This window comes from Blautia sp. AF14-40, assembly GCF_003479665.1.
Taxonomy (GTDB): domain Bacteria; phylum Bacillota; class Clostridia; order Lachnospirales; family Lachnospiraceae; genus Fusicatenibacter; species Fusicatenibacter saccharivorans.
Genome location: NZ_QUHK01000004.1, coordinates 42,320 through 68,114, shown reverse-complemented (window position 1 = coordinate 68,114; position 25,795 = coordinate 42,320). Strand labels below are relative to the sequence as shown.

Here is a 25,795-nt window from a genome sequence, read left to right as displayed (position 1 = left end):
CCATAAATTTTAATTGTCTTTATCAAAAAGTCCCATATCCGCCGCCCTTACTACGCAGATATGAGACTTCCGTTTTTTATTTTTGCATTGCCTCAATAACACATTCATGTTTCTTCGTTTTTTATTATAATTGATACCGGCAAGCATTCGAACCACAGAATCTTTCAGGCCATCCATATCCATTTGAATATAAATTTTTAAGGCCTCATACGTTTCCGTCTGGTTCCAATAGGTTCCGAATCTGTGGCGCAGCATGGCTTCTACCACAGATTTCGGGCTATACATGGAATAAATTTCGTCTCCCGTCTGCCGATGCGCAATCAACTGATAACCATCGTACCACGTTTTTGCTTCTTCAAAACTCATCTCATATTTTTCACAGAGGGCATATATCTCCTGCTCTGTGAAGCCAAAATATTCCGCCAGATCACCGGGATCTGTCATGGAATACTCGGTAAACATATTTAGTGCAGAATGAGAACCATTTTTGTTTGTGAACTTTTCTTTTTTCAGACTTTTCAGCAATACCTTTCGATTATATACATGCGTATTCCACAGTATTTCCATGCTTCTGAATTATTTTCATTAAATCATCAGCCTGCATCCAAACGGTTGCTGTATTATCATTTGGATGAACACCAATTTTATTTCCGACAAATTCCACGTCCATGAAGACTTGAACTCTGTGTTCGGCATCGTTTAGAATACCAAGCGGCGTAACGGCACCGGGTATCAGTTTCATAATATCAAATAATTCCTCCGCAGCTGCAAAAGAAAGTGCACGCAGACCACGTTGCCTGCGAAACGCTTTCAAATCTACTCGCTTGTTCCCTTTCATCGTTATCAAATAATAATTACGTTTTTTATCGTCGCGAACAAATAAATTTTTAGCGCCCCACTCTGGATACGGCAAATCAACAGCATCTGCTTCTTCCATATTGAAAACTGCCTTATGTTCCGTAATTTCATACGCTATATTTTGCCTTTTTAAATAATGATATATCTCTATCTTATCCATACTCTTTTATCTCTGTAAACTGAAATTGAAATATGCCCTTATTTTTCATACTTTTCAATCCGGCATTCATGTTCTTTTGTTTTTTCATTGTAGTTAATTCCCACCAGCAAAAGCTCCCCTGCATAACATGCAACAGACTCCGGATATTTTCTGTCTCTGATCTGATCTAATGCTGCTCTGACGCTTTTGTCCCATTTCAGTTCCACAACAAGCGCCGGGTAATAATTCTGAAACTCCGGCTTTGGAATAAACACAAAGTCTGCAAATCCACGACCCGCGGGAAATTCGCGGATTGGTTTGAAATAGTATTGCATGGAACTCAAATAGGCAATGGACAGAACACTGCTGAGTGAGTTTTCATTGTTATACTGAATCACAGAAGTATATTTCCTGTGAATTTTTTCAATTTCTTTTGCTACTGCGTTTCCATTCATCTGAATTGTATCTTTCAGAAGCTGCTCTGATTCTTTTTGAAATACAATCAACTCATTCCATTTTTTCCTTTTCGTTGCCAGAATCAATTCCTGACGGATTTCCTCATTCGGAATAAAAGCAGTTCTAAATGTCCGGTCATAGGCCAGATATCCAAGGTGAATCAGATACGTCAGCACATCGTCTTTATTGGCAAAGCTAACGGTATCGTTCTGAAAAGAGGTAACATCAACCGGAACATGATCTCCTGAAAGCATTTCGATTACGGCACTTTTCAGGCCATCAAAATCCATATTGATCAGCGGAACAATCGCCTCATAGGATGCGGTTCCGGACCAGTAGCTCTGGAATTCGCCTTCGAGCATCAGGTTCACAACGGCATTTGGATTGTATACATGATATTTCCCAATCTGATAACCGTCGTACCATCGTTTGACTTCTTCAAACTTCTGACCATATACTTCACATAGTTTTTGAACTTCTGTTTCTGTAAAACCTACATATGGTGCAATCGGTCCGGCATGCAGCATCGAATAATCTTTGAAATTGTTCAGCGCCGACTGTGTCTTTTCTTTTTTTACAGGCAAAATACCTGTCAGATATGCCAGTTGAATATATTTTGTCGGCTCCGTCCCTTTGAACATCGCCCGCAGAAAATTGATATATTCTTCCTGTGTTTTGAGATCCGCCGCCTCGTCACGAATCAGAACATCCCATTCGTCTATAATCACAATAAATTTTGTCCCGGATGCCGCGTTGATCCGCGACAGCGCCTCCGGCAGTGACCGGATTCCTTCTGGAAGTATATGGGGATAATATTCTTTTAACTCCGAAATCGTTTTTTCTGAGATATAAGAAACAATCCGCTCCGGTCCGCCTGCCGGTTCCATACACCATTGGATATCCCAGTGGAGCACATCATACTGATTCAGATGTTTTTCAAAATCCTTTGCCCTGCTGATTTCCAGCCCGGAAAACATTTCTTTCGAACTGCAGCCCTTGCTGTAATACGCGGTGAGCATGTTTGCCGTAATTGATTTTCCAAACCGCCGCGGGCGGCTGTTGCAGATATATCCCTGCAGAGTGTTCATGACTTTATTCGTATAAGTCAGCAGTCCTGTTTTATCAACATAAATCTCAGAATTTAATGCAACCGCAAATGCTTCATTTCCCGGATTCAGATAACTTCCCATGCAAATCCCTCCCGTCAACATTTTATATGACTCATTATACTTGATCCCTCTGACTATCACAAGGACAGGATTTTCCCACGCAGCTTCCGGTTTTTCACTTTCGTCCTCCTGTGAGAATCCCATACAATTCCGGTCTTCTGTTTTTCAGTCCGCATTTTTCCCGCTTTCTGCATTTCCTGCATTTCGTTGATACTAAAATCAGACATGTTATTATCCTTCATCCTCGTAAATAATGATTTGAAAATATTGTAACTATTCAGAGCCATGCGAAATGGAAGAAAAATCGCGAATCATGTTTACATGAATGAGCTATTTTTCTGGAATTTCATATGGCGAGATGGGGCTCTGAATAGTTACAAAATATTATACCCTATAAATGCTTCAATGGTAAACTTTCATTTTGCCGCATAAAAAATGCGCACCGCAGTTTTCATCAAAATCATGAGTATGCGGCACGCAGTTTTTATTTTGCTTTTTTCTTCTCTCTTTTCACAAAAAGACAGACACATGCAACAACAAAAACAGCCGTTGCAGCGATCAGTACCGGCCATACCGGCAGTGGACAGACGCTTGCGCTGATCAGTTTCAGTCCCTGGTAAAGTGTGTATACACCGAAAATTGAAAAGATGACAAACGCCAGTGTATTCAGCAGCCCATCCGGTGTCTTGCTCTTTAAGAGATAGCCGACCAGCATTCCGAGAATATCCGCTGCGAACAGTCCGAGAGAACATCCGATCCATACAACGAATGCGGATCCCATCCCTTCATTTGCACCAAAGGTGATTGCGGTAAGCTGTGTTTTGTCTCCGAGCTCTGCTACGAAGAACGTACAGAAAACGGCGAGCGGTGCGAACCGAATTTTGGATTTGCCGCCTTCTTCCTCTTCCTCGTCATCATCACCGGAAATGGTGGATGCTGCGAAGTAAAGAAATGCGAGTGCTGCAATCGTCTTAATCAGCCAGTCCGGAATGAATTCGCTGACGAGGCCGCCTGCGAGAACCGCCATTCCATTCAGTACCAGAATCGCGGCTGCGGTTCCCAGGATAATGTCTTTCAGCTTGTACTTCGAAGTAAGCGCAATCAGCATGAGCTGCGTCTTATCGCCCATCTCTGCGATGAACTCGGTAAGAAACACCTTTAGAAATAACACCATTTTCCATTCCCCTTATCTTATAATGATATAAATGGCATATGCGGCATAAAATGCGACCATACAGAAACCTTCGACTCTTCCGATTTTCTTTTTGGTTCCTGCAAAAATCCATACACATACCGTGAATACGATCAATACACACAAATCAATTATATTTTCCGTAATGATGGCCATCGGGCTGATTGCGGATGCAATGCCAAGTACCATAAGAATGTTGAAGATATTAGAACCGATCGCGTTGCCAAGTGCCATATCAACTTCATTCTTTCTCGCAGCAACGATAGAAGTTACGAGTTCCGGAAGGGAAGTTCCGATGGAAACAATGGTCAGTCCGATCAGAGTCTGGCTCATTCCGAGATCGCCCGCGATTCTCGCTGCGGCATCTACGGTCACATCTCCGCCGACTGCAATGGCGACTGCTCCACCGACGATGAACACGATACTCTTCGGAACGGAAAGCAGCTTGATATCCTCGTCGGAACCGCCTTCAATTTCGACTTTTTTTCCTTCGCGGTTTGCCTTTAAGGCAATCTGAACCATGTAGACAATGTAACCTGCAAAGAATCCAATTAAGATCACACCGTCCAGGTGACCGAGCATCATACCGGATTTATCGCCGAGTCCGCTGATTCCTAAAACCATTAAAAGTCCGGCGCAAATCAGGGACAGCGGGATGTCTCTTTTGATGGTTTCCTTTGCAACTTCTATGGTGGTCAGTACGGCACAGACACCGATGACAACCATCAGGTTAAAGATATTGGAACCGATGACATTACTGACTGCGAGCTCGTTGTTGCCGGTAAGTGAAGCCGATACACTGACCGCGGTCTCCGGAAGTGATGTTCCCATGGCAACAATGGTCAGTCCGATGATGATCGACGGAACGTGCAGTCTCTTTGCTGCGCTTGAGCTTCCTTCTACGAAAAAGTCCGCACCTTTGATCAGCAGGACAAAACCGATGACGAGACAGACAAGCACAAGAGCAAACGGGGCGTTGTTGATGAAATTTTCCATGTTTTCCTCCTTTGTTTTCCAAGCATATATTCCAAAATAGTATCGTTAACAGAAGCAGGTTTTACTCATTATCCGCAAAAAAAGACTCATGTATATCAAGGAACATCCGATATGCGATACACCGGTGATTCATCGATATACATGAGTCTCATTATTTAAGATTTGCCAGATTATACTCTTTTCTTATAATCAGAATGTTGACAAATCACACATTCGTGCTAACTACTCCCTCATGGAATATTACATTACTTGATAAATACTATCAAATGTCTTCGGGGTTGTCAACAAAATTTGACTTTTTTATCCGAAAGATTTCAGCCCCGCTTACGAATGCATACCAGTCATGGGTGCAGAATACTTTACAAAATATAACAAACCGAATATCCTAAAACGAGAAAAACTTCATTTTCATGATAGTCCATTTTTAGACTGATCTATCTTTTCTATGGTACTCACCTCTCTATTCGTCCTGTGTTTCCATCTCTTCGAGTTCCAGTTCCGTTTCCATCATGCGTTCCAGCAGGGATTCCTGTGTCTGATTTTCTTCGTCTATTTTCGTCTGAAGCTCCATCAGCCGTTCGTAATCTGCGGAAAGTTCCGGGTCCATCATTTCCAGTTGAAGTTCTGACATTCTGCTCTCACTCTCCGCAAGCTGCTCCTCGTATTTTTCGAGCTGCCGTTTTAAGCGGGACAGAATTTTTCCCGGGTTATAATATTTCTTTTTGTCAAACACATCATCCAGCGTCGGAACGTCGGCCGGTTTTCGTACAGCTCCTCCCGCATTTCCCGTTTCTCTGCCCGGCGTCTGCCGTTTGATTTCTTCGAGATACTGTGCATAATTCATTTCGTAAAATTGTACGTCGCTCTCGCCGAACTCCAGAATACCGGTTGCCACCTGGTTGATGAAATAACGGTCGTGCGATACGAACAAAACGGTTCCCTCGTAGCTGGTCAGCATTTTTTCCAGCGCTTCTTTTCCCGCCAGATCCATGTGATTCGTCGGCTCGTCCAGGATCAGGAAATTCGGTTTCGTATAGAAAATCCGGCAGAGCTCCAGCCGCACTTTTTCACCGCCGGAGAGCTGCCCCATTTTCTTTTCGACATCCTCACCGGAAAACAGAAAGGCTCCCAGTGCGCTTCGGACATCGTTGCGAAGCAGGTTCGGATAAAGACTCCAGAAATAGTCGAGCACCGTCTGCTCCGGGTCGAATTTCTGGTTGACTGCTTTGTGCTGATCGAAGTAGGCAAAATCCACGCGGTTTCCAAATTGATAACTTCCGCCCAGTGGATTGATTTCGCCCACAACGGTTTTCAGAAGCGTCGATTTTCCTTTTCCGTTTTCTCCGATGATCACAATCCGTTCTGCTTTTTTGATGACGGCCGAAACCTCGCTCAGGACGGTATCGTATCCGATTTTCAGTTTCTTCATCGTGAGCACATCCGTATAGCTTTCGCGTACCGGATAGAATAAGGCGTGGAATGTCCTCGTGTCAAACCGCCGCGGTTTCTCAATTTTTACCATGTGCTCGATCGCCATTCGTTTCGAACGGGTGGCCGCAACTTTTGTCGGTGTGTTTTTCCATTTTTCAATCCACGCCGTCAGACGCTCGATTTCCTTCTGCTGCGCTTCATAGTCTTTTTCCTGTTTGATCTGTGCTTCTTCTTTTTGTTTCACAAATGCCGAATAATTTCCCGGATACCGTTTGATGTCACCGTATTCGATTTCATACGTCACATCAATCACGCGGTCCAGAAACATGCGGTCATGTGATACAATGATAACGGCATTTTCGTAGCTTTTCAGATAATTTTCCAACCACTCCACTGCAGCGATGTCGAGGTGGTTGGTCGGCTCGTCCAGAAGCAGGATGTCCGGGCGCTGTAAGAGGAGCTGAATTAGGGCAATTTTTGTCTGCTGTCCGCCCGAAAATTCACCGATCGGTTTTTCCAGATCTTCGAGCGCAAAACCAAATTTCTGGAACATCGTTTCCATATCTTTTTTCCAGCTGTACCCGTGCAGACTCTCGATTCTCCTCTCCAGAAAATCGTACTCCGCCAGCAGCTTTTTGTGATCTTCCGTCTCGGCGAGCAGCTTTTCGATTTCCTTTTTTCGTGCCTCGCACGCAAAGACTTCTGAGAAAGCCTTCTCCAGCTCCTCTTTTACCGGCACATCTCCATCGGTAAAATTAATCTGGCGCAGAAAACCGATGTTCTGTTTTCCGCTCATTGTAATCCCGCAGGTCTCGTCGCTGTCCAGATTACTCATCTCAATATCCCCGGCAATCAGCCGCAGCAGCGTCGTTTTTCCACAGCCGTTTCTACCGACAATTGCAATTTTTTCTGTATCGTGAATTTCGAAATTCACACTGTTTAAAATCGTATCCGCGCCAAACTGTACTTTTGCATTTCTGATCTGATATCTCATGTTTTATACCTTTTCTGTTGTGTGAACCTCACAGTCGGTATTTTCACGGAGTCTGACATGTCGAAAATAGTTCGACTGTGACTTACCTCATGTCAGTGGAGGATACCGATTTCTCTCCGCCCGCCACTGCTGTTATGTTTCTTTTAACAATTCATCCCACCGCTTTAGAAGCGGGGGACTTCTTGTCTACTGATGTTAAAATTCTGCTTCCATTATACCGTCTCCGCCCTTCGTTCTCAATGCCAAAAATTTTTCGAATCAAATTTGGTACGCCTGCGGCATAAAAATATCTCTGTTTTACTGATTTGCTCCAGTAAAACAGAGATATTTAACTTCCTATATATTCCGAAAGTCCCTTACGCAAAAATACTACTCATGAGTAGTATATAATATTCTTCTCTTTTTTTCAATGCTGTCTCTTAACAGATTTTCCCAACCAGCACTACAATCCCAGCTGTCACAAGTGCAATGATCAGATACAGAATCGTCGCCAGGCCTCGTTTTGTCAGCACGGTTTTCCATGGTTTTATGTACGGAATCCCTTCCATTCCTTTGATCTCCCATATTTTACTGTGTCCAACCCACACCCGGTCAAGCATAATTCCGTCGAACCAGTTCATCACCACAAGGAAGAGGTAGGATTGGAGATATGCCGTCTTGAAATCGGTGACTTTATTCCAGACAAAAATGATCGCGATCAGCACCACGAACAAAATGATGCAAAATGGAATCATAACCTGCTTTCCTTTTTTCATGACCGCATCTTTGTCGATCAGTCCACGTTTATCGGCTTCTTCTATATATTCCTTTGGGTAAAAATAAACACAGTTCATTCCATCATTTCTTACCAGACACTTTACCATCAGAATAAACAGAAGACAGTATAATATGTTTTGCAACAACAGCATCTCACATTCCTCCTCAGACTACCGTTTATGTTTCTTATAGCTTCATGTTAGTTCAGGCTAATCACATTGTCAAGAGGACTTGCTGTTTTTACATTAACACTGCCGCAATGGATAAATCATAATCGTTTATAAAGCAAAAAAAGAAACGAGCAAGTCCTGTCAGGCATAAACCTTACCCAGTGAAAACCCATTTCTTTTTTAGACAATGTCAAAGATACCATACTTCTTTCTCCCATCGAACTTTCTTTACACTCGTCCCTCATTTATTTTACAATTTCTATTTCAGATTGCAAAACTCATCCGCCGTCAGCTCATAGTCGACAGAAGATTCCATTTCCCCCAGCTGATTTTTCCAGGAATTGTAATGGACTGCGGTTTTGCGGAAGCCGAGTTTTTCGTAGACATGCTGTGCTCTTGTGTTTTTGAGGTTGGTATCAAGAAAAATAACGTTGGCTCCCATGCGGAACAATTCTTCTATGAGCATGCTCAGTACAATTCTTCCAATGCCTTTTTCCTGGTAATCGGATTCGCAGATTTTGATTCCGATTTCATATCGATGATTTTCGAATACATAGAAACTCATTTCGCCGATTCGCACATCGTTGTATTCTATGATGAGTCTTCGTCTTGTTTCATCGCTGTCGTCGGCAATCTGTTTTTCAATTTCCGCTGCGCTTGTCCCAAGCCCGTTTGGAAATCCGGCGTGGGCCATGACGGTTCCATCGTTCCACCAGACGGCTAATTGTTCACAATCTTTCTTTTCGGCATTTCTAATGCACAGCTGATTGTATTTTATGTTCATTTCTTCTCTCTTTCTCTGCAATCACTTACAGCTTAGACTCATACCATTCCTCCGCCGTTTTCTCAAATCCGACCGACTGGAACATGCGCTGGCTTTGTCCATTAAAAGAATAAATATTGGCTTTTACCCGCTCCATTCCCTTTTCTCTTGCAAGCTTCAGCATCTCCAGAACGCACCGTCTTCCAATATGCTGATTCTGGTATTCTTTACAGACAACGACAGCGATTTCACTATTCTCTCTCAGCGAAACATCTCCCACCAGCACGCCCTTATATTCTATATAATAGCAGTCACCGTGCGCGGTAAGATAATCATACATCCGATGCAACAGCTCCACATCATACGGCTCCTCCCGGTTGTCCACCTGCTTACACACGTCCAGATCCTGATACCACGGAAGAGAGGCCTCGTCATTCCTGTAATATGGGATCAGCCGGAGTTCATTGTCTATGATTCGTTCGGTCATTTTGGTTTGGCTCCTTGTTTTTTGATCTTAAAGTGCTGCAATTTCCTCTGTAATTTCACAGACACTCTTATCACTCGTATCAATTTTTACCGTATCAAGTACCTGATACATCTGAATTCGTGCAATGCTTTTGTCCATAATCTCTTCCGTACGAATCTTATTTGCGATGTCGGATAATAACCGCTTCCGCAAATTTGCTTCATCCACGATCAGCGAAATTTTAATCACTCTGCATTCTTCCGTGTCCAGCTTACTGACGATTTCATCAACAATACTCTGCTCATGCATCACCCAGCAGAAAATAACGTTTTCATAAGCGCTGCAGTGCAGAAAGTTATTCAGCAGATAACAGATGTTGTCCATCACCATCGCTTTCGTCTCATCCGTCACCTGAAACGGATCGGCATCCCAGCACCAGTCTCCGTCAAGAAAAACGCTGTTCGTCAGCTCTTTTTTCAGTTGCTGGCTTACTGTCGTTTTGCCAACGCCCATCGTTCCGCCGATCAAATATAATGTTTTCATTTTTCTCTCCCCATAACACGAATATCCGAAAAAATATCGTTTTCAAAAAGGATTTCAAATCCATCTGCCGGCCGAAATCTGCCATTCAGGATTTCTTTTCCATGGAAAGATATTTTTCTTACTTTGTTTTCCGCATCTTTCACCTCGATCTCACAATACGAAAGCAAATATGCGCAGATTGCCGTTGCATGAGAAACCACGAGTGCTGTTTCTCCTTCTTTCATCTGTCCGACGATAGAATCGATCGCGGTTTTCATCCGCACCTTCACTTGATTTAACGATTCCCCGCCCGGATTGCGAAAATCGTGATCTTCATACTGTTTCAGCCAGAAATCCTCCCTGGCATCCCCGATCGTTCTTTCATGCAGCTCCTTCACAATGACCGGGTGATCTGCGATGAATTCAGCCGTTTCCATTGCTCTCCGATAAGGTGAAGAAAAGCATCTGTCCACATTTGAAAATATATTTCTTTTTGATACAGCAAGCGCTTTTCCCTCTTCCGATAGAGGAATCTGCTCATTCGGTATATCCCCTTTTTCCGGGATGGAATGCCTCATTAAAAATATTTTTTTCATTTCACTCTCCCCTGCTGTTATTCCTAAAGTTTTTTAATCAAAAACATCTCCATCGGCTTTTTTCCATATCCTTTTTCTGATGTTCCCCAGCGATAAAAAGCATGGTGCAAAACGGAGTATTATCCCAGAAAAGATTATATTGCAGCAATCAAATGTTTCCAGCGGACCTGCTCTTGTGGATATTCTTGATAAACTGATACGAATGGATGTTGTTGCAAAAGAAGCTCCTATTAACGATGAAAATGATGTGTCGCACGGACGGAAGCTTCCCACAGTTCCACCAGCGTTTCCATCCGCGGCATTCTCTCCTGTACTTCATATATTGTTATCTTACTCATCTTCCTTCCACAGCTTTCCTTCTTTATAATGTTTCCTGCAAAGCGCCACATAACTCTCGTTCGATCCAAGGAAAATCTGCGCGCCTTCCCGAACGATTTTTCCGTCTGCGTATCTCGTATTGCACTGCGCCCGTCTTCCGCACCAGCAGACCGTTGGGACTTCCTCGATGATGTCAGCGATTTCCATCAATCTTCTCGAACCCGGAAACAGATGTGTCTGGAAGTCCGCACGCAGACCGTAGCAGAGAACCGGAATCCCATAAAAATCCACGATGTCCGAAAGCGTATCAACTTCCTCCGGAGAAAGAAACTGCGCCTCGTCGATAAGAACCGCATCCACTTTCTTTCCGTGATACCGGTATTCCCCGCTGTCTGCACTCCAGGTCTCTGAAATTTCTTTTAAAAATTCATCCACATATTCCGCCGGTGCCTCCAGCCCGATGCGGGACTTGATTTCATGTTCTCCGTCGCGGTTGTCCGTCCGCGGCTTCAACAGGACAGCATACTGCCCGCGCTCCTCATAATTATAGCGAACCATCAAAATATTAGCAGATTTCGAACTGCCCATCGCGCCGTAGCGGAAATATAATTTTGCCATTGTTTTTCGTCCTTTTGTCTTTTCTTATTCTTTCAGTTCTTTCCGTAAAAACGACTCCTCATCAAGCCAAGTCTCTTAAAAATCATCGCCTTCTATTCCTTCCTCATTTTTCTTTGAATCACCCACCGAACCGCCAGCGTCACCGCAATCAGAACCGCCGCAATTACGCCATCCCGCAGAATCCCTGTATACCACGGTGCAGACCACGTCTCATACAAACCGGGGTGTGCTGTGTAGTCATAATACGTATAAACGCTCTTTCCAAGAAACACGCCAACGACACACCACAGAAAAATTCCGGAAATTTTATGGATTGTTTTCATTGCTCTGCCCCCATTTCTTCTCTATAACAGAAAACTACCGACAAACCTGCTTTTATCGATAGTTCTCTTACCTCTCAAGCACTCAATTTAAGCTTTCCACTCTACACCTGTGCTTTTTCTCCGTCTTTTCATACCCAATTCCCACAGCCAGTATTTTTCCTGTATACTTTTTCTGTTCTGCAAGCCGCGGCACAAATTTTAATGCATACTTCCTGTCTTTGATCTGCTGAATTGCTTCTTCCGGAGTGTGGTCTACTTTTAGTTCAAGAATAATTCCATCTGCGGTCAGATCATATGGATAGAAAATAAAATCCACATACCCAACTCCCGCCTTATCCTCACGCTCTACCCGGTAACTGTCACGCGCAGCCAGGTATACCAGATTGACAATGGCTGACAATTCTGTCTCATGGTTGTACGACAGCAGCGGAACTTCCGTATCGTGCACCAGTTCCAGAATTTTTTCCATCGTATGCGTATCTCCCGCCAGAGTCGCTTTCAGCATTTTCTCGGACTCTTTCGCCAGACGATATACATATCCCAGAGATTCATTCTTCATCAGCAGCTCATCAAACTTCTCCATCAATTCCCTGTTCGGAATAGACACTTTTCCATTCAAATAGCTTAAAAATCCATACACCACCATCGCAGAGTAAATTTCATCTCTCGTAGACAGGTTCATGGAAGTGGCCGCATATTCCTGTATTTTTGCCGAAACTGACTCTCCTGCTGCCATCAGTGCAAGGTCATCCCTGACGTCGGATACATTATTTCGAATGTAATAATAAATTTCATCATATGGACCTGAGCTGGTCCAGTAATTTGCCAGATTGTTAAACTGTAGTGCAAAAACAACGGAGCGTGGATTGTATACCCGCTCTCCCGATTTTGTATAATAACCGTTATACCAGTCTCGCAGACCTTTTCGCGTCACATTTTTTATTTTTCTCTGTTTTTCGCATTCTCTACAGTACCTTTCATACAAATCATCCACTTCGTCATCTGTAAATCCAAAGTATGTTCCGAACATTGGTGAATTTACCATCGTGAACTCCGCAAACATATTCAGTTCCGATCCGCTGGAATATTTCGCAATCGGCAAAATTCCCGTCATATACGATAAAATCACATAGGGACGGTCCTTCAGCAGATTACTTAAAAATGCCACATACTTTGCTTTATCCGCTTCTGTTATAAATCCCCTGTGAAAAATAAAATCCCATTCGTCCAGAACAAAAATAAATTTTTCGCCATGATACTGTTGAAAGATCTCTTCCAGAATATCTCCAATCGCATCTGTTTCACTGGTTTTTGCATCCGGATACGCTTCCCGCAGATCACTGATCAGAAGTTCTTCCACACGCTCGATATACTGTCGGTAAGATTCACAGTTTCTCGGCATTTTACTGAAATCAATCCGAATGACGTTATACTTGTTTTTGTATTTCTGGCAGTCATCCGCTTCTGAAATTTTAAGCCGGTCAAAAAGTTCACCTGAATCAATACCCTTCTGAAAAAACGAGCTGATCATATTGGCCGCAATTGTTTTTCCAAATCTGCGCGGCCTTGTGACGCAAAGATGGCGATTCCCTGCAGCCACATAGGGAAACAGTTCCTGCAGCAGCATTGTTTTATCCACAAAATACGGGCTGCGGCTCTCACTCTGATACAGGGTATACGGTGTCTGACTGTTTAAATAAGCTCCCATTCTGCGCCTCCTCTTTTCATACGTTCCATTATTTTTTATTATAACCGATCCCGCTCTGTTTTCCAATTAAAAAGGCAGAAGAAATGAAACCTTTTATCCCGTTTCCATTTCCTCTGCCTTTCTTACATTTCTTTCCTCTTCTGATTCCTCTTCTTCCGCAGGTTCTCTTTCTTCTGCCGGATTTCCCCCGCCTCCTGTTCGCTGCTGATGCGGATGGTTTTCACGACGAAGAGTTTTCCTTCGTCCGAATGTTTCATGCGGGCTTTGCCTTTCAAATATCCATGCTCCGGGCACCAGGCTACGCAGTAGTAGTTTTTCCCGCCGGCCGAAAACCAGCGTAAGCGTTTTCTTGCCGTTTTCCCGCAGATGCAGCAGTGCGTGCTGCAGACCTCGCGGTCGTGCATGGCTTCTTCTTTTGTGTCGAATTCGCGGGAGATGAATTTCGTGTAGCCATTATAGACGGCGTGGATCTCCTCTTTTTTCGATTTCGGGTTCTGATATACGTCGATCGAGTCGTACGCCAGCACAACATCCATATCGATGCGTGCAAAAATGTCGGCCGTATATTTTGCATCCGAAAGCGCCTGATGAAAATGCTCGTCCTTCGGGAGATGGAGGAAGTCGGCGGCGTACTCGAGCGCCCGGCGGCTCTTCATCGTTTCGTACTGGATCGCGAACAGTTTCTGTACATCGTAAAAATGAATCGGCCCGCGGATCAGCGACAGGAGGTTATAAAATTTCATGTTCCGCTGGAGCTCCGTCAGGTCTCCCGGTCCCCAGGTGCCGAACATGCACGCACCGCCGGAGAATGCAAAAAATTCCTGCACGGCCTGCGCAAATGGGATTCCGTTCTGCAGATCCTCTTCTGTCAGTCCGACGACCTCGCGCGTCCGGTGATGGAGATGCTGGTAGACCACCGGTTTTACAATCCGGTGAAACGTTCCCACCACATTCCGCTCACCATCCATCTTCACCGCGCCGATCTCAATAATCTCAAACGGCAGCTTCGGGTTCTCTTTTCCTTTTCCATAGGGACACTGGTTCCATTCCAGGTCAAAAATCACATAGTCCATTGTATTGTCAATCCTTCATTCTGTGTCGTCTGTCCCTATTATAAATGATTTTGATATAATGAGCAACTATCTGGCAATTCCATTCTCCGCCCATTCTGGCAATTTTCTTCCTATGCATTACATTTCCCATTCATTTCATCCCGTTCTCTTTCAAACTTAACGCTTCTTTTATTGAAATCCCAGGGTAAATCCGATATAATATTTTTAACTCCGGCCTTCGTTTTTACTCAAAAAAATCACCTGAAAAAGCCGGAAATATTACGAATTTAGATGAGCATCCGATATGAAAACAAAATTAACGCAAAAACAGATTCGATTTCAGGCGCTTCTGCTGTTTTTTATTACATTTTTTCTTGTCGAGCTCTGCGCCGTTTTTCTATATCAGAATCAGTTAAAGGAAGCAAAGCTGAAAGCTGACTATACCGCACAGACGACCATCGGCCGCGTGAAATCGCAGTTAAACCATTATCTTGCCGAATCCAATCTGATGAAACACATGATTGAAGCCGGTTATACCGTCAATGACGAAGAGTTTTCCGTCCTCTCCTCGCTGATGCAGGACGACCAGAATGTCATCAAAGCACATGAGCTTGCAAAGGACGGCATTGTCACACTGATTTATCCGATGAGTGGAAACGAAGCCGCACTCGGACTTAACATGCTCGAGCATCCTGCCCGGAAACAGGAGGCACGCCTTGCCAAAGAGAGCGGCGAATACACGATTGCAGGACCGTTTGAGCTGCAGCAGGGCGACATCGGAGCACTGCTCTTTGACCCGATTTATACCACCGATGCCAACGGTGACCAGACCTTCTGGGGCTTTTCGATTCTCGTTCTCGACTGGGAATCGTTTCTGAACGAAATTGAACTGGATACACTGGAAGAAGCCGGCTACACCTACGAACTCTGGAAAATTTCTCCGGCCACCGGCGAACACGTTTCCATCGCACACTCCGGCAATTCCCGGCGTTCCGATGCCATAGAAGTTCTCTGCACCGTGCCGAACGACACCTGGCATTTTGAAATTGTACCGAAAAACGGCTGGCTCAGTCCGCTGCAGGTTTTTGTTTCCTTTGCACTCGGGCTCATCCTTTCCCTGCTTACCTCTATTGGTTTTCTGCAGTTCCAGATGCGCCGCTATAAAGACGAGATTCACGCAGCAGAACTGGAAAAAGCCGTACAGGAAGCGCAGTCTGCCAACGAAGCAAAAACACGTTTTCTGTTCAACATGAGCCACGACATCCGAACCCCGATGAATGCCATCATCGGTTTCTCGGATCTGCTGGAAAAGCACATCGACGAGAAGGACCGCGCGGTCGACTACATTGCAAAAATCAAGTCCTCCAGCAGTTTTCTGCTCTCCCTGATCAACTACGTGCTTGAGATGGCGCGCATTGAGAGCGGTAAGGCCTCGCTGAAAATCGAGCTCGGCAGCTACAGCGAGCTGATCAATTCCCTGAATGCAGTGTTTGAGCCTTCGTTAAAAAGCAAAAAGCTTTCCTATCTCTGTTACAACACGGTGGAACACGATGCCATCCTCTGCGACCGGACAAAAATACGGGAGATTCTGCTGAATATCATCAGCAACTCCATCAAGTATACGCCGGAGGGCGGAAAAATTTCCGTAAAAATCGAAGAGACACCGGCACCAAGGAAGGGCTTTGCCTCCTACCGCATCACCGTGAAGGACAACGGCATCGGCATGAGCAAAGAGTATCTGCCGCATATTTTTGAAGAATTTACAAGAGAACATTCCTCCACCGAAAGCCACATCACCGGAACCGGCCTCGGCCTTCCGATCGTCAAATCCCTCGTGAATCTGATGGGCGGAACGATCGATGTGGAAAGCGAACTCGGTGTCGGAACAATAACTACGGTCTGCCTCACGTTTGGACTTCCGACCGAAGAACAGCTTGCGGCTCACCAGCATAAAGACGAGATTCTCGGGCAGTCCCTGCAGACGCTTTCCGAAAAACGCGTGCTGCTTGCCGAGGATAATGACCTGAATGCAGAAATTGTACTCACCGTTCTGGAAGAAAACGGCATTCACGCCAAGCACGTAAAAGACGGCGCCCTCTGCTTAAAAGCAGTCCAGAACGCACCAGAAGATTATTACGATGTTATTCTGATGGATATTCAGATGCCGAACATGAACGGCTATCAGGCCGCAGAAGCGATCCGTGCACTCCCGGGAAAACGCGGGGAAATTCCGATTGTCGCCATGACGGCAAACGCGTTTGAAGAGGACCGCCGAAAAGCACTGGAATCCGGCATGAACGCCCATATCGCGAAACCCGTTGACGTTTCGGTTCTTCTCGAAACACTTTCCAGGTTTTCATGACCTTTACAGATCTGGAGTGCATATGAATACAGATAAAATGATGAAAGTAGCGGAGCATTCTTCCGCAGAAAATACGGTCCCGTTACAGATCCCGATGCGCCGCAGCGGACGCTTTTATTTCTCGTTTTTCAGCAGCTCCAGGTTTTTGGAGATCAGCTCGCATCTCTGTTTTACGCAGTCCGGGGATCTGTGCGGATCCTGCGGTGTGTTGAACAGATAGTCCTCGAGTTTGTCGATTGTGGTGGTTGCTACATGCATTCTTGTATCGCAGGATGCATAGTAGATGTAAACCTCTCCGTTCTCACGCGCAATCGCGCCGTTTGTAAATACAACGTTGGAAACGTCTCCGACTCTCTCTTTTCCAAGCGGAACCAGGAATACACCGGACGGCTCTGCAATGACTTTGGACGGATCGTTCAGATCGGTACCGAAGACATACAGAACGTAGCGAAGGCCTGCTGCTGTATTTCTTACACCGTGTGCAATGTTGATCCAGCATTTCTTACCGCGGATCGGCACTGCTCCGGCACCGTTTTTGGACTCGGTCAGGGTATGATAAATACGTTTGCTGATGATCTTCTCCTCGTCGATGACAGCATGTGTGATATCATCGCAGAGTCCGAAGCCGATTCCTCCGCCGCTTCCGGTCTCAATGAAACCATCCATCGGACGGGTGTAGAAGGCATATTTTCCGTCTACGAACTCCGGATGCAGAACAACGTTTCTCTGCTGCGGAGAACGTAAGGTTTTCAGGTTGTCCAGACGCTCCCAGTTCTTCAGGTCTTTCGTTCTTACGATACCAGCCTCAGCAACAGCCGCGGACAGATCCGGATCGTTTTTGTCCTTGCTCTCAGAGCAGAACACTCCGTAAATCCAGCCGTCCTCGTGCTGGGTCAGACGCATGTCATAAACGTTGGTTTCCTCTGCGCAGGTATCCGGCAGCACAACCGGGTAATCCCAGAAATGGAAGCCGTCGATACCAGTATCACTCTCTGCAACAGCAAAGAAAGATTTTCTGTCATTACCCTCCACGCGGACAACGAGATAATACTTTCCATTCAGATAAATCGCGCCGGAGTTCATCACAGCGTTGATGCCGAGACGCTCCATAAAGTACGGATTCGTCTCCTCATCCAGATCATATCTCCAGTGAACCGGAGCGAACTCTCTTGTCAGCACCGGATACTCATAGCGGTCATAAATACCGTTGTAAAAATCTGCTTTTGTGTTCTTTCTTGCCACAAGGCGGTCTACCTTGGCTTTTTCCACATAATACTGTTTATTCAGCATCTTTTAACCTCCCAATTACTTCCATACACATACGTCCATTGTGATACGGGCATTTCCACGGTTCTACAATCGGCTCATGGATCGGGCTTCCGTCTGCATTCACGCACCAGAACCACTCAGACCCCTCTCGTTTGTCGATCACATATTCCTTGATGTAGCCCCAGATGTCTTTTGCCGCATCGAGATACTTTGTTTCCTCCGGTTTTTTCTGCCATGCATTTAAAAATCCAACGACTGCTTCTGCCTGTACCCACCAGACTCTTGTGGTATCATCCACACCGCGCTCGCACTCATTCATCAGCGAATGATTTTTATATGCCGTATTGTAAATATTTTCCGCAATCTCTCCGGTGATCGGCAGCAGTTTTTCCCGGTAAGCCGGATCGCCGAGCACTTCTGTACCCCGGTCGATCAGCCAGGAAGTCTCGATATCATGGCCATAAGAATACAGATCAATCAGCGTATTCCATGTCCGGTCGAAGAATACTTCCTGACGGCCTTTTTCTTTGTTATATACTTTATCCGCGAAGAGATCCATCATAAAGCGGAGACGGTCACCGGTAAACGGATCCTTTGTCACGCGGTACAGCTCGGTATATGCTTCGAAAACATGCAGCAGCGTATTCATGGTCTTCTCTGCCATGACACCGTTCTCCGAGAGCTTTTCATTGCTCTCCGGCTTGAAATCGCGGGTAAATGCCTCGAGATAACCGTACTCGTCGGTGCAGTGTGTCTCGATGATCTGCTGCAGCGATTTTGCCAGCTCCAGCGCCTCGGTGTCGCCCGTCGCATCAAAATACGTAGACAGCGCATAAATTGCAAATGCCTGATTGTATGTATGCTTTGTCGTATCGAGCGGTTTTCCGTCGTAGGTGACAGACCAGAACACGCCACCGTACTCGCGGTCCACACACGCCTGTTTCATAAAGCGGTACGCATGCTCCGCATCGGCGCGCAGCTTCTCGTCCTTTAAGGTCAGGTACGCATTCGAGAAAAACCAGAGAATTCTGCTGTTTAAGATGCAGCCCTTCTCATACGTTTTCTGCACGTTCAGATCAAAGTCCTGATAGCCGTAAAATCCGCCGTATTCCTCATCTCTTAAGCCCTCCCAGAACGGAACGATCCGTCCAGTAAGCTCCTGCTTTACTTCCTTTGCCAAAGACTGCATCTTTTCTTTCCTTCTTTCTTATCTTCTTCCAATTTCGGTGTCAGACTCGCGTACGACACTGTTTTTCTTGATATAATCTACAATCAGATCTACGGTTGTGAATGCCAGTCCTACATACGTATCGGCTGCGCCGTAGTAGATCGCGATCTTTCCGGTCTCTGCATCGTGAATGGTTGCGCACGGGAAGGTTACGTTCGGAACGAAGCCTCTCTCCTCATACCACTCTTCCGGTGTCAAAAGGAAGTTCTGGCAGCGGTATTTTACGATGGACGGATTCTCTTTGTCGAGGATTGCGCCGCCGATGCTGTATACATAGCCATTGCAGGTGCCGCTTACACCGTGGTAGAACAGCAGCCATCCTTCGTTGGTCTCAATCGGAGCTGCGCCGCCGCCGATCTTTAAGGATTCCCACCACTCCGGGCTCTTGCTCATGACGTGGCGGTGTTTGCCCCAGTACAGCATATCCGGGCTCTCGGACAGGAAGATGTCACCGAACGGTGTGTGGCCGCTGTCGCTTGGACGGGACAGCATCACGAAGTTGCCGTTGATTTTTCTCGGGAAGAGAACGGCATTTCTGTTGAATGGAAGGAATGGATTCTCCACACGTACGAAGGTTTCAAAATCTTTTGTTTTTGCCATTCCGATGGCTGCACCGTAGAAGTCCTGGCACCAGATGATGTAGTAGGTATCTTCTACTTTTACAAGACGCGGGTCATATGCGTAAACCGGCATGAACGGTTTGCCTTCTTCGTCAACGAACTGGATTTTGTTCTCATCGAAATTCCAGTGGATCGCATCTTTGCTTCTTCCAAGGTAGATGTACGGGATTCCGTTTGTCTGCTCACCACGGAATACTCCGATGAACTCGTCGCCGTACGGCATAACGGCGCTGTTGAAGATTCTTGCTACTTCCTTCACCGGATTTCTTCCGATGATCGGATTCTCGCTGTATCTCCATACCGGTGCACCGGAAAACTCAGCCGGGCCTTCCTGCCATGGCATATTTTTGACAGCATCTCCAATCATTTTAACTTCGCTCATTTTTTGAAACCTCCATGAAAAATATTGTTTGTTTATGAGTTGTACTTTGTTTTTTTAAGTTTCTGTTAGTGGACAGAATCTTGTTTTTTAATTCTTTTTTCTCCGAACCGCCGTGTTTTATCACCCTCACGCCCAGTCCTTTAGCTTAATTTTAACATAGATGATTAATTTTTCAACTGGAAATCACTTAAAAAAATAAGTTCCGTTAGATACTGTCAATTTTTAAGTGACTTTGTTGTGTAATATGTACAAAAACGGGGCATTTCAAAATGCCCCGTTTCTTAATTTATAATTCAGTTATAAAAATCAAAGCTTTACGCTCTCTTTCGGCACCAGCTGTCCGGAGACAATTTCCATATTTTTGCCGGATGCCGCGCCGCGGATCTGCTTCAGCGCTTTTTCGAGCGCTACTTTTACCATCGCCTTCGTATTGATCTCATACGAAGTGATCTTGAGATCCGGGAAACCCGGATACAGGTAATTGTCGAAGCCGACAACGGAAACATCCTCCGGCACGGAGATGCCGCGTTTTTCCAGCTCGAGCATCAGAAGGCCGGCGGTCAGGTCGCAGTTGCAGACGAACGCTTCCGGCATCTGTTCCGGGAGATGAATTTCGATCTGGCCCCGCTCATCACGGTCCTCCAGAATCCATTCCGCCGGTGTCACATCGCGGTGTTCCAGAACAGCCTTGGAAAAACCGCAGTACCGATCCATGATACTGCTGGAAAAATGAATCGAACCGACAAAAGCCAGCTTGGTCAGGCCATGCTCATACAGGTATTCCGTCATCAGATACATTCCGTGAAAGTTATCTGCGATCACGGCATCTTTTGCCAGCTCATTGTCGTAGAAATCCAGAAATACGATCGGAAGATCCACGTTTTTCTTCAGATAGTGGATGTAATCGCGGCTCGTGTCTCCCATAAGGATCAGCGCATCGACGGTCTGCTCCTTGGCGATGCACGGCACGATCATCTCATCTTCCATCTCCTGTTTCAGGATCTCCACGGTCACCATACAGCTCTTTTCCGTCGCCGCCAGTGCCATCTCCTGATACATTTTCCAGTAAAATGTCGTATACTCTGCCAGATACCGTTCCGGAATCACCACTCCGATGCAGCGCAGGCTTTTTCCCTGTGTATTTCTCGCTCCGCTTCCCGGCTGGCGGTACCCCATTTCCTTTGCAATTTCCAGAATCCGGGCGCGCATCTCATCGCTGACCCCTTTCTGTCCTGTAATCGCGTTATGCACGGTGACGGCGCTGACGCCCGCCACCTTTGCAATATCTGCCAATCTTACTTTTGCCATATCCGTTGCTCCTTAGTCTACTGCAACAAAGTGATACAGTCTGCTGACGAAATCACCCCAGAAATCTTTCATCCGGAAACCGGCATTCATCAGCATCTCGCCGCTGTAAACCTCATCGGTTCCCTCCAGACGATATTTTTTCGCCGGATCAAAGCCGCGCAGGCGAACCTTGCGGGACGGCATATTTGCCTGTGCCAGCACCTGTACGTAGGTCACAAGCACTTCGCTTTTATCCTCCGATGCTACTGCCCAGCAGTCGGATCTGTGGTTTTCACGACAGGAAAGAATACGGTAATACTCTCCCTCGCGGATCAGTTCATGATATTTGTGATACATTGCGGTCTGCTCCGGAATCAGCTTTCTCTCTTCTTCCGGCAGTTTTGTGATATCAAGCTCATAGCCGAACGTTCCGGCCAGTGCCACATGGCCTCTCGTTGTAAACGGAGTTACACGGCCAACCGTGTGGTTCGGGCATACGCTGACGTGTGCACCCATTGAGCAGAGCGGGTAAATGAGGGCTGTTCCCTCCTGGATTTCCAGACGCTCAATCGCATCGGTGTCGTCGGAGCACCAGATCTGCGGGCTGTAGTAAAGCATTCCAGGATCGAAACGTGCACCGCCGCCGGAGCAGTTCTCCAGAAGCAGATCCGGGAACTCCTGTACCAGACGCTCCTGCATCGCATACATACCGAGCACGTAGCGGTGGAACAGCTCCTGCTGGGAATCTTTGTCCAGGTAGGTGCTTCCCAGGTCGCTTAACTGACGGTTCATATCCCATTTCACGTATTTGATGTTTGCACTGCGCAGGATTTTTGCCACACATTCATACGCATAATCCTGCACTTCCGGGCGGGAGAGATCCAGCACGTACTGGCAGCGGATCTCAGTCGCTTCTCTTCCCGGAATCTGAATCGCCCATTCCGGGTGCTCTCTGTAGAGATCAGAGTCCGGGGAGATCATCTCCGGCTCGAACCAGATACCGAATTCAAGACCGATTTCATTCACTTTGTCAACCAGATTTTTCAGGCCGCCTTTGATCTTCTCTTCGTTGACAACCCAGTCACCGAGGGAAGAATCGTCTTTATTTCGTTTTCCGAACCAGCCGTCATCCATAACAAGCATCTCGATGCCGTCTTTTTTTGCCTCTCTTGCGATATCGAGGAGTTTATCGGTATCAAAATCAAAGTAAGTTGCTTCCCAGTTGTTAATCAGAATCGGGCGTTTTTTGTGGTTGTACGGGCTGCGGATCATATGTCTGCGATAAAATGCATGGTAGGAACGCGTCATTTTGCCAAGTCCCTCGGCAGAGTAGACCATAACAACCTCCGGCGCCTGGAATTCATCGCCGGCTTTTAAATTCCAGCAGAACTCCTCCTGGTTGATACCCATGACCATACGAACGGTATCAAACTGGCATCTTTCCACCTGTCCGATAAAGTTGCCGGAATATACGAAGTGCATTGCGTAAACCTCGCCGCGCTCCTGATCCGTTCCCGGTGTCACCAGGGCCACAAACGGGTGCTCCTGATGGCTGGACTCTCCTTTTCCGGAGGAAACGAGCTGTTTTCCGTAACGGAGCGCACCCTGCTGGATGTGGCGTTCTCTTCCCCAGGATCCATGAAGAGAAAGCATCTCAAAGTCTTCGTTGTCCATATCGAGGCAGGCACTGTAGATTTTCTCTACCTTCAGCGCTTCACTGCCTTCATTTTTCACGCGGACACTTCGGGTGATAACGTTTTCTTTTGTAAAAACAGAGTAGGAAAGGACAACAACAAGATCAAGAACAGGATCTTTGCAGGTGATTTCCAGAGTTTCTACTTCGTCCTCGGTTCCAAAAGAAGCCGGAAGACCGGTCAGCGGGCGTTTTCCTTTGAAAATTTCATAGGAATCAAAGAAAATCTCACATCCCATACGGCCCTGTGCATTTCTTATATTCAGACAGCTCTCACGGTAATCGCCGACTCCTCCGGTCGGGTATTCCATTGGAAAACGGTCGAGGAACGAAGATTTCTCTCTCTTATTGACGGACGGGGTGAACGGCGGCTCATCCATGCGGAGCGGATACAGATCCGGCTCTCCGTGCAGAAGGGGTCCGTAGTAAACATGTCCGACGTAGCCTTCCGGGCTCAGGCCGATCACATACGTCGTATTCTCTGTATTTAACTGAAAAAGCTTTTTCTCATCATAATATAAAATCGCCATTTTCTTCTCCTTATTTCAGGTAAGCTTGATCCGCCGGGCCGATTTTTGTACAAAAAGACCTCACCCGCCGGGCTGAGGCCTTTTTTTGTTTCTATATCACACAGCGTTTAAGCAGTTACCATTGCATTTTTTAATTTTTCCAGTTTCTCGGCTGCATCTTCAAGGGATGTGCCTTTTACGCCGAAATAGAATTTGATCTTCGGCTCAGTACCGGATGGGCGCACACAGCACCATGCGTTGTTTTCCAGCTCATAGTAAAGAACGTTGGAGGACGGAAGTCCGGTCGCGCTCTTCTCGCCACTTACGAGATCCACTCGTACGTCTGCTTTGTAATCGCGTACGGCAAGAACCTGGAAACCGCCCAGCTCTTTTGGCGGGTTCTCACGGAAGTTGGTCATCATGGTCTGGATCTCTTTTGCACCGTCGATACCTTTTAAGGTCATCGTTGCAAGACCCTCTTTGTAATAGCCGTACTCTTCGTACATATCCACCATGGCATCCCACAGTGTCTTGCCCTGCTGTTTGTAGTATGCAGCAACCTCGCACAGCATCATAACTGCCACGCAGGCATCTTTGTCTCTTGCATATGTTCCAGCCAGGCAGCCGTAGCTCTCCTCCAGGCCGAAGACATAGTTGTGTGCACCGCTCTGCTCAAAGAACTTGATCTGCTCGCCGATGTATTTGAAGCCGGTCAGAACTTCGATCAGTGCCACGTTGTAGGCTTTTGCGATTGCTTTTGCCATATCTGTGGTAACGATCGTCTCAACGAGAGCCGGGTTCTCCGGCATGGTTCCGTTCTTGGTGCGCTCGCGCAGGATGTACTCTGCGATCAGCATACCGGACATGTTTCCGGTGAAGCTTACGTACTCGCCGGTCTTGCTGTCTTTTGCATAAACGCCGAGACGATCTGCATCAGGGTCGGTTGCAAGGATGATGTCAGCGTCTACTTCTTTTGCCAGTTTCAGCGCCAGTGTCCATGCTTTCTCGTCTTCCGGGTTCGGGTAAGCCACCGTCGGGAAGTTTCCGTCCGGCATTTTCTGCTCTTTTACAACGTAAACCTGATTAAAGCCAAGCTCGCGCAGAACGCGGCGTACCGGCACATTTCCGGTTCCGTGAAGCGGTGTGTAGACGATCTTCATATCTTTTGCCGCATCTTTGATGATTTCCGGATGAATGCTCTGCTCTTTTAATTTTGCGACGTAACGGTCATCAAAATCGGTTCCGATGACCTGGAACAGGCCTTCTGCTCTTGCATCATCTTCTTCCATCGTTTTAACGGCAGAAAACTCGGTTACTTTTGCTACCTCTGCGAGAATGTTTTTGTCGTGCGGCGGTGTAATCTGTGCGCCGTCCTCCCAGTATACTTTGTATCCGTTGTACTCTCTCGGGTTGTGGCTTGCGGTAATGACGATACCGGAAATACAGCCGAATTCACGGACAGCAAAAGAAAGCTCCGGTGTCGGACGCAGGGACTCGAACAGATACGTTTTGATTCCGTTTGCATTCAGGCAGAGTGCTGCTTCGCGTGCGAATTCCGGAGACATTCTTCTGGAATCGTGTGCGATGGCTACGCCTTTTTCCTGTCCGTTCTGGGAAATGATGTAGTTGGCAAGGCCCTGGGTTGCCTGGCGTACGGTGTAGATGTTCATGCGGTTGGTACCCGCTCCGATGACACCGCGGAGTCCGCCGGTACCGAACTCAAGCTGACGGTAGAAACGGTCTTCGATTTCTGCCTCATTTCCTTCGAGTGCTTTCAGCTCTTCTCTGGATGCCTCATCAAAATATGGATCATTGCACCATTTTTCATATACTTCTCTGTAACTCATGTTTGTTATCCTCCCTGTCTGTTGTACTTTATTTAACTTAAGACAGCAGACTTTTTCTGGATTTAAGCTCG

General features: G+C 46.3%; 21 protein-coding genes and 1 pseudogene. 1 reads left to right on the top strand and 21 read right to left on the bottom strand.

The annotated features are described in order from the left end of the window. Positions 1-135: 135 nt before the first annotated feature. From DWW13_RS19980 to DWW13_RS04525, 15 genes and pseudogenes are all read right to left on the bottom strand, one after another. Positions 136-489 (bottom strand): annotated as a pseudogene (locus tag DWW13_RS19980) (AAA family ATPase); the annotation flags it as partial. A gap of 46 nt (positions 490-535) precedes the next feature. Then, positions 536-1,018 carry a prolyl-tRNA synthetase associated domain-containing protein gene (locus tag DWW13_RS04595; RefSeq protein WP_055268132.1) on the bottom strand — a complete coding sequence of 161 codons (483 nt, stop codon included), beginning with the start codon at positions 1,016-1,018 and terminating at the stop codon, positions 536-538. Positions 1,019-1,056: 38 nt separating this feature from the next. Then, on the bottom strand, positions 1,057-2,643 hold the full coding sequence (locus DWW13_RS04590) for an AAA family ATPase (protein ID WP_118719424.1): 1,587 nt from the start codon (positions 2,641-2,643) through the stop codon (positions 1,057-1,059). A gap of 463 nt (positions 2,644-3,106) precedes the next feature. Continuing rightward, the gene (locus DWW13_RS04585; RefSeq protein WP_055225810.1) at positions 3,107-3,796 is read right to left on the bottom strand and encodes a TMEM165/GDT1 family protein; all 690 of its coding nucleotides are present in this window, start codon (positions 3,794-3,796) and stop codon (positions 3,107-3,109) included. Between the two features lie 12 nt (positions 3,797-3,808). Further along, on the bottom strand, positions 3,809-4,810 hold the full coding sequence (locus DWW13_RS04580) for a calcium/sodium antiporter (protein WP_055225812.1): 1,002 nt from the start codon (positions 4,808-4,810) through the stop codon (positions 3,809-3,811). Between the two features lie 460 nt (positions 4,811-5,270). Beyond that, positions 5,271-7,235 carry an ABC-F family ATP-binding cassette domain-containing protein gene (locus DWW13_RS04575; RefSeq protein ID WP_118719422.1) on the bottom strand — a complete coding sequence of 655 codons (1,965 nt, stop codon included), beginning with the start codon at positions 7,233-7,235 and terminating at the stop codon, positions 5,271-5,273. Positions 7,236-7,654: 419 nt separating this feature from the next. Next, positions 7,655-8,143 (bottom strand): hypothetical protein, encoded by a 489-nt coding sequence (locus tag DWW13_RS04570; protein WP_117510553.1) that lies wholly within the window; start codon positions 8,141-8,143, stop codon positions 7,655-7,657. A gap of 277 nt (positions 8,144-8,420) precedes the next feature. Further along, positions 8,421-8,945 carry a GNAT family N-acetyltransferase gene (locus tag DWW13_RS04565; RefSeq protein ID WP_118719420.1) on the bottom strand — a complete coding sequence of 175 codons (525 nt, stop codon included), beginning with the start codon at positions 8,943-8,945 and terminating at the stop codon, positions 8,421-8,423. Between the two features lie 25 nt (positions 8,946-8,970). Next, positions 8,971-9,411 carry a GNAT family N-acetyltransferase gene (locus tag DWW13_RS04560; RefSeq protein WP_117814375.1) on the bottom strand — a complete coding sequence of 147 codons (441 nt, stop codon included), beginning with the start codon at positions 9,409-9,411 and terminating at the stop codon, positions 8,971-8,973. Between the two features lie 27 nt (positions 9,412-9,438). Continuing rightward, positions 9,439-9,933, bottom strand: a complete 495-nt coding sequence (locus DWW13_RS04555; RefSeq protein ID WP_118719418.1) for an AAA family ATPase — start codon at positions 9,931-9,933, stop codon at positions 9,439-9,441. Further along, positions 9,930-10,490 carry a histidine phosphatase family protein gene (locus tag DWW13_RS04550; protein WP_243026024.1) on the bottom strand — a complete coding sequence of 187 codons (561 nt, stop codon included), beginning with the start codon at positions 10,488-10,490 and terminating at the stop codon, positions 9,930-9,932. The genes DWW13_RS04555 and DWW13_RS04550 overlap by 4 nt, the downstream gene beginning before the upstream one ends. 348 nt (positions 10,491-10,838) lie before the next feature. Continuing rightward, positions 10,839-11,444 (bottom strand): thymidine kinase, encoded by a 606-nt coding sequence (locus tag DWW13_RS04540; protein WP_117761365.1) that lies wholly within the window; start codon positions 11,442-11,444, stop codon positions 10,839-10,841. A gap of 92 nt (positions 11,445-11,536) precedes the next feature. Continuing rightward, positions 11,537-11,767, bottom strand: a complete 231-nt coding sequence (locus DWW13_RS04535) for a hypothetical protein (protein WP_117510543.1) — start codon at positions 11,765-11,767, stop codon at positions 11,537-11,539. Between the two features lie 82 nt (positions 11,768-11,849). Further along, entirely contained in the window at positions 11,850-13,475 is a 1,626-nt protein-coding gene (locus DWW13_RS04530; RefSeq protein WP_117761366.1) for an AAA family ATPase, read from the bottom strand. Between the two features lie 122 nt (positions 13,476-13,597). Next, positions 13,598-14,548 (bottom strand): 3'-5' exonuclease, encoded by a 951-nt coding sequence (locus DWW13_RS04525; protein ID WP_055225843.1) that lies wholly within the window; start codon positions 14,546-14,548, stop codon positions 13,598-13,600. Positions 14,549-14,831: 283 nt separating this feature from the next. Between DWW13_RS04525 and DWW13_RS04520 the strand changes: the two genes are divergently transcribed. Further along, positions 14,832-16,889: an ATP-binding protein gene (locus DWW13_RS04520; protein ID WP_118719414.1), complete on the top strand. Its 2,058-nt coding sequence runs from the start codon at positions 14,832-14,834 to the stop codon at positions 16,887-16,889. A gap of 114 nt (positions 16,890-17,003) precedes the next feature. Here DWW13_RS04520 and DWW13_RS04515 read toward each other — a convergent pair whose 3' ends face one another. The 6 genes from DWW13_RS04515 to DWW13_RS04490 all read right to left on the bottom strand — a co-directional run bounded on the left by DWW13_RS04515 (position 17,004) and on the right by DWW13_RS04490 (position 25,724). Beyond that, positions 17,004-18,179: a glycoside hydrolase family 130 protein gene (locus DWW13_RS04515; protein WP_118700213.1), complete on the bottom strand. Its 1,176-nt coding sequence runs from the start codon at positions 18,177-18,179 to the stop codon at positions 17,004-17,006. Further along, positions 18,169-19,347 carry an AGE family epimerase/isomerase gene (locus DWW13_RS04510; protein WP_055221154.1) on the bottom strand — a complete coding sequence of 393 codons (1,179 nt, stop codon included), beginning with the start codon at positions 19,345-19,347 and terminating at the stop codon, positions 18,169-18,171. The genes DWW13_RS04515 and DWW13_RS04510 overlap by 11 nt, the downstream gene beginning before the upstream one ends. Positions 19,348-19,365: 18 nt before the next feature. Then, positions 19,366-20,388 (bottom strand): glycoside hydrolase family 130 protein, encoded by a 1,023-nt coding sequence (locus DWW13_RS04505; protein ID WP_118659910.1) that lies wholly within the window; start codon positions 20,386-20,388, stop codon positions 19,366-19,368. A gap of 306 nt (positions 20,389-20,694) precedes the next feature. After that, positions 20,695-21,696, bottom strand: a complete 1,002-nt coding sequence (locus tag DWW13_RS04500) for a substrate-binding domain-containing protein (protein ID WP_055266843.1) — start codon at positions 21,694-21,696, stop codon at positions 20,695-20,697. A 12-nt stretch (positions 21,697-21,708) separates the two neighbouring features. Continuing rightward, the gene (locus DWW13_RS04495) at positions 21,709-23,898 is read right to left on the bottom strand and encodes an alpha-galactosidase (RefSeq protein ID WP_118659912.1); all 2,190 of its coding nucleotides are present in this window, start codon (positions 23,896-23,898) and stop codon (positions 21,709-21,711) included. A 107-nt stretch (positions 23,899-24,005) separates the two neighbouring features. Further along, the gene (locus DWW13_RS04490) at positions 24,006-25,724 is read right to left on the bottom strand and encodes a phospho-sugar mutase (protein ID WP_118659914.1); all 1,719 of its coding nucleotides are present in this window, start codon (positions 25,722-25,724) and stop codon (positions 24,006-24,008) included. Between the last annotated feature and the right edge of the window lie 71 nt (positions 25,725-25,795).

Coding starts and splice junctions, on each gene's coding strand:
- DWW13_RS04530 (WP_117761366.1), bottom strand. CDS start 13,475: ATGGGAGCTTATTTAAACAGTCAGACACCGTATACCCTGTATCAGAGT.
- DWW13_RS04575 (WP_118719422.1), bottom strand. CDS start 7,235: ATGAGATATCAGATCAGAAATGCAAAAGTACAGTTTGGCGCGGATACG.
- DWW13_RS04595 (WP_055268132.1), bottom strand. CDS start 1,018: ATGGATAAGATAGAGATATATCATTATTTAAAAAGGCAAAATATAGCG.
- DWW13_RS04510 (WP_055221154.1), bottom strand. CDS start 19,347: ATGCAGTCTTTGGCAAAGGAAGTAAAGCAGGAGCTTACTGGACGGATC.
- DWW13_RS04585 (WP_055225810.1), bottom strand. CDS start 3,796: ATGGTGTTATTTCTAAAGGTGTTTCTTACCGAGTTCATCGCAGAGATG.
- DWW13_RS04490 (WP_118659914.1), bottom strand. CDS start 25,724: ATGAGTTACAGAGAAGTATATGAAAAATGGTGCAATGATCCATATTTT.
- DWW13_RS04570 (WP_117510553.1), bottom strand. CDS start 8,143: ATGCTGTTGTTGCAAAACATATTATACTGTCTTCTGTTTATTCTGATG.
- DWW13_RS04555 (WP_118719418.1), bottom strand. CDS start 9,933: ATGAAAACATTATATTTGATCGGCGGAACGATGGGCGTTGGCAAAACG.
- DWW13_RS04505 (WP_118659910.1), bottom strand. CDS start 20,388: ATGAGCGAAGTTAAAATGATTGGAGATGCTGTCAAAAATATGCCATGG.
- DWW13_RS04500 (WP_055266843.1), bottom strand. CDS start 21,696: ATGGCAAAAGTAAGATTGGCAGATATTGCAAAGGTGGCGGGCGTCAGC.
- DWW13_RS04535 (WP_117510543.1), bottom strand. CDS start 11,767: ATGAAAACAATCCATAAAATTTCCGGAATTTTTCTGTGGTGTGTCGTT.
- DWW13_RS04515 (WP_118700213.1), bottom strand. CDS start 18,179: ATGCTGAATAAACAGTATTATGTGGAAAAAGCCAAGGTAGACCGCCTT.
- DWW13_RS04525 (WP_055225843.1), bottom strand. CDS start 14,548: ATGGACTATGTGATTTTTGACCTGGAATGGAACCAGTGTCCCTATGGA.
- DWW13_RS04540 (WP_117761365.1), bottom strand. CDS start 11,444: ATGGCAAAATTATATTTCCGCTACGGCGCGATGGGCAGTTCGAAATCT.
- DWW13_RS04550 (WP_243026024.1), bottom strand. CDS start 10,490: ATGAGGCATTCCATCCCGGAAAAAGGGGATATACCGAATGAGCAGATT.
- DWW13_RS04590 (WP_118719424.1), bottom strand. CDS start 2,643: ATGGGAAGTTATCTGAATCCGGGAAATGAAGCATTTGCGGTTGCATTA.
- DWW13_RS04520 (WP_118719414.1), top strand. CDS start 14,832: ATGAAAACAAAATTAACGCAAAAACAGATTCGATTTCAGGCGCTTCTG.
- DWW13_RS04580 (WP_055225812.1), bottom strand. CDS start 4,810: ATGGAAAATTTCATCAACAACGCCCCGTTTGCTCTTGTGCTTGTCTGT.
- DWW13_RS04495 (WP_118659912.1), bottom strand. CDS start 23,898: ATGGCGATTTTATATTATGATGAGAAAAAGCTTTTTCAGTTAAATACA.
- DWW13_RS04565 (WP_118719420.1), bottom strand. CDS start 8,945: ATGAACATAAAATACAATCAGCTGTGCATTAGAAATGCCGAAAAGAAA.
- DWW13_RS04560 (WP_117814375.1), bottom strand. CDS start 9,411: ATGACCGAACGAATCATAGACAATGAACTCCGGCTGATCCCATATTAC.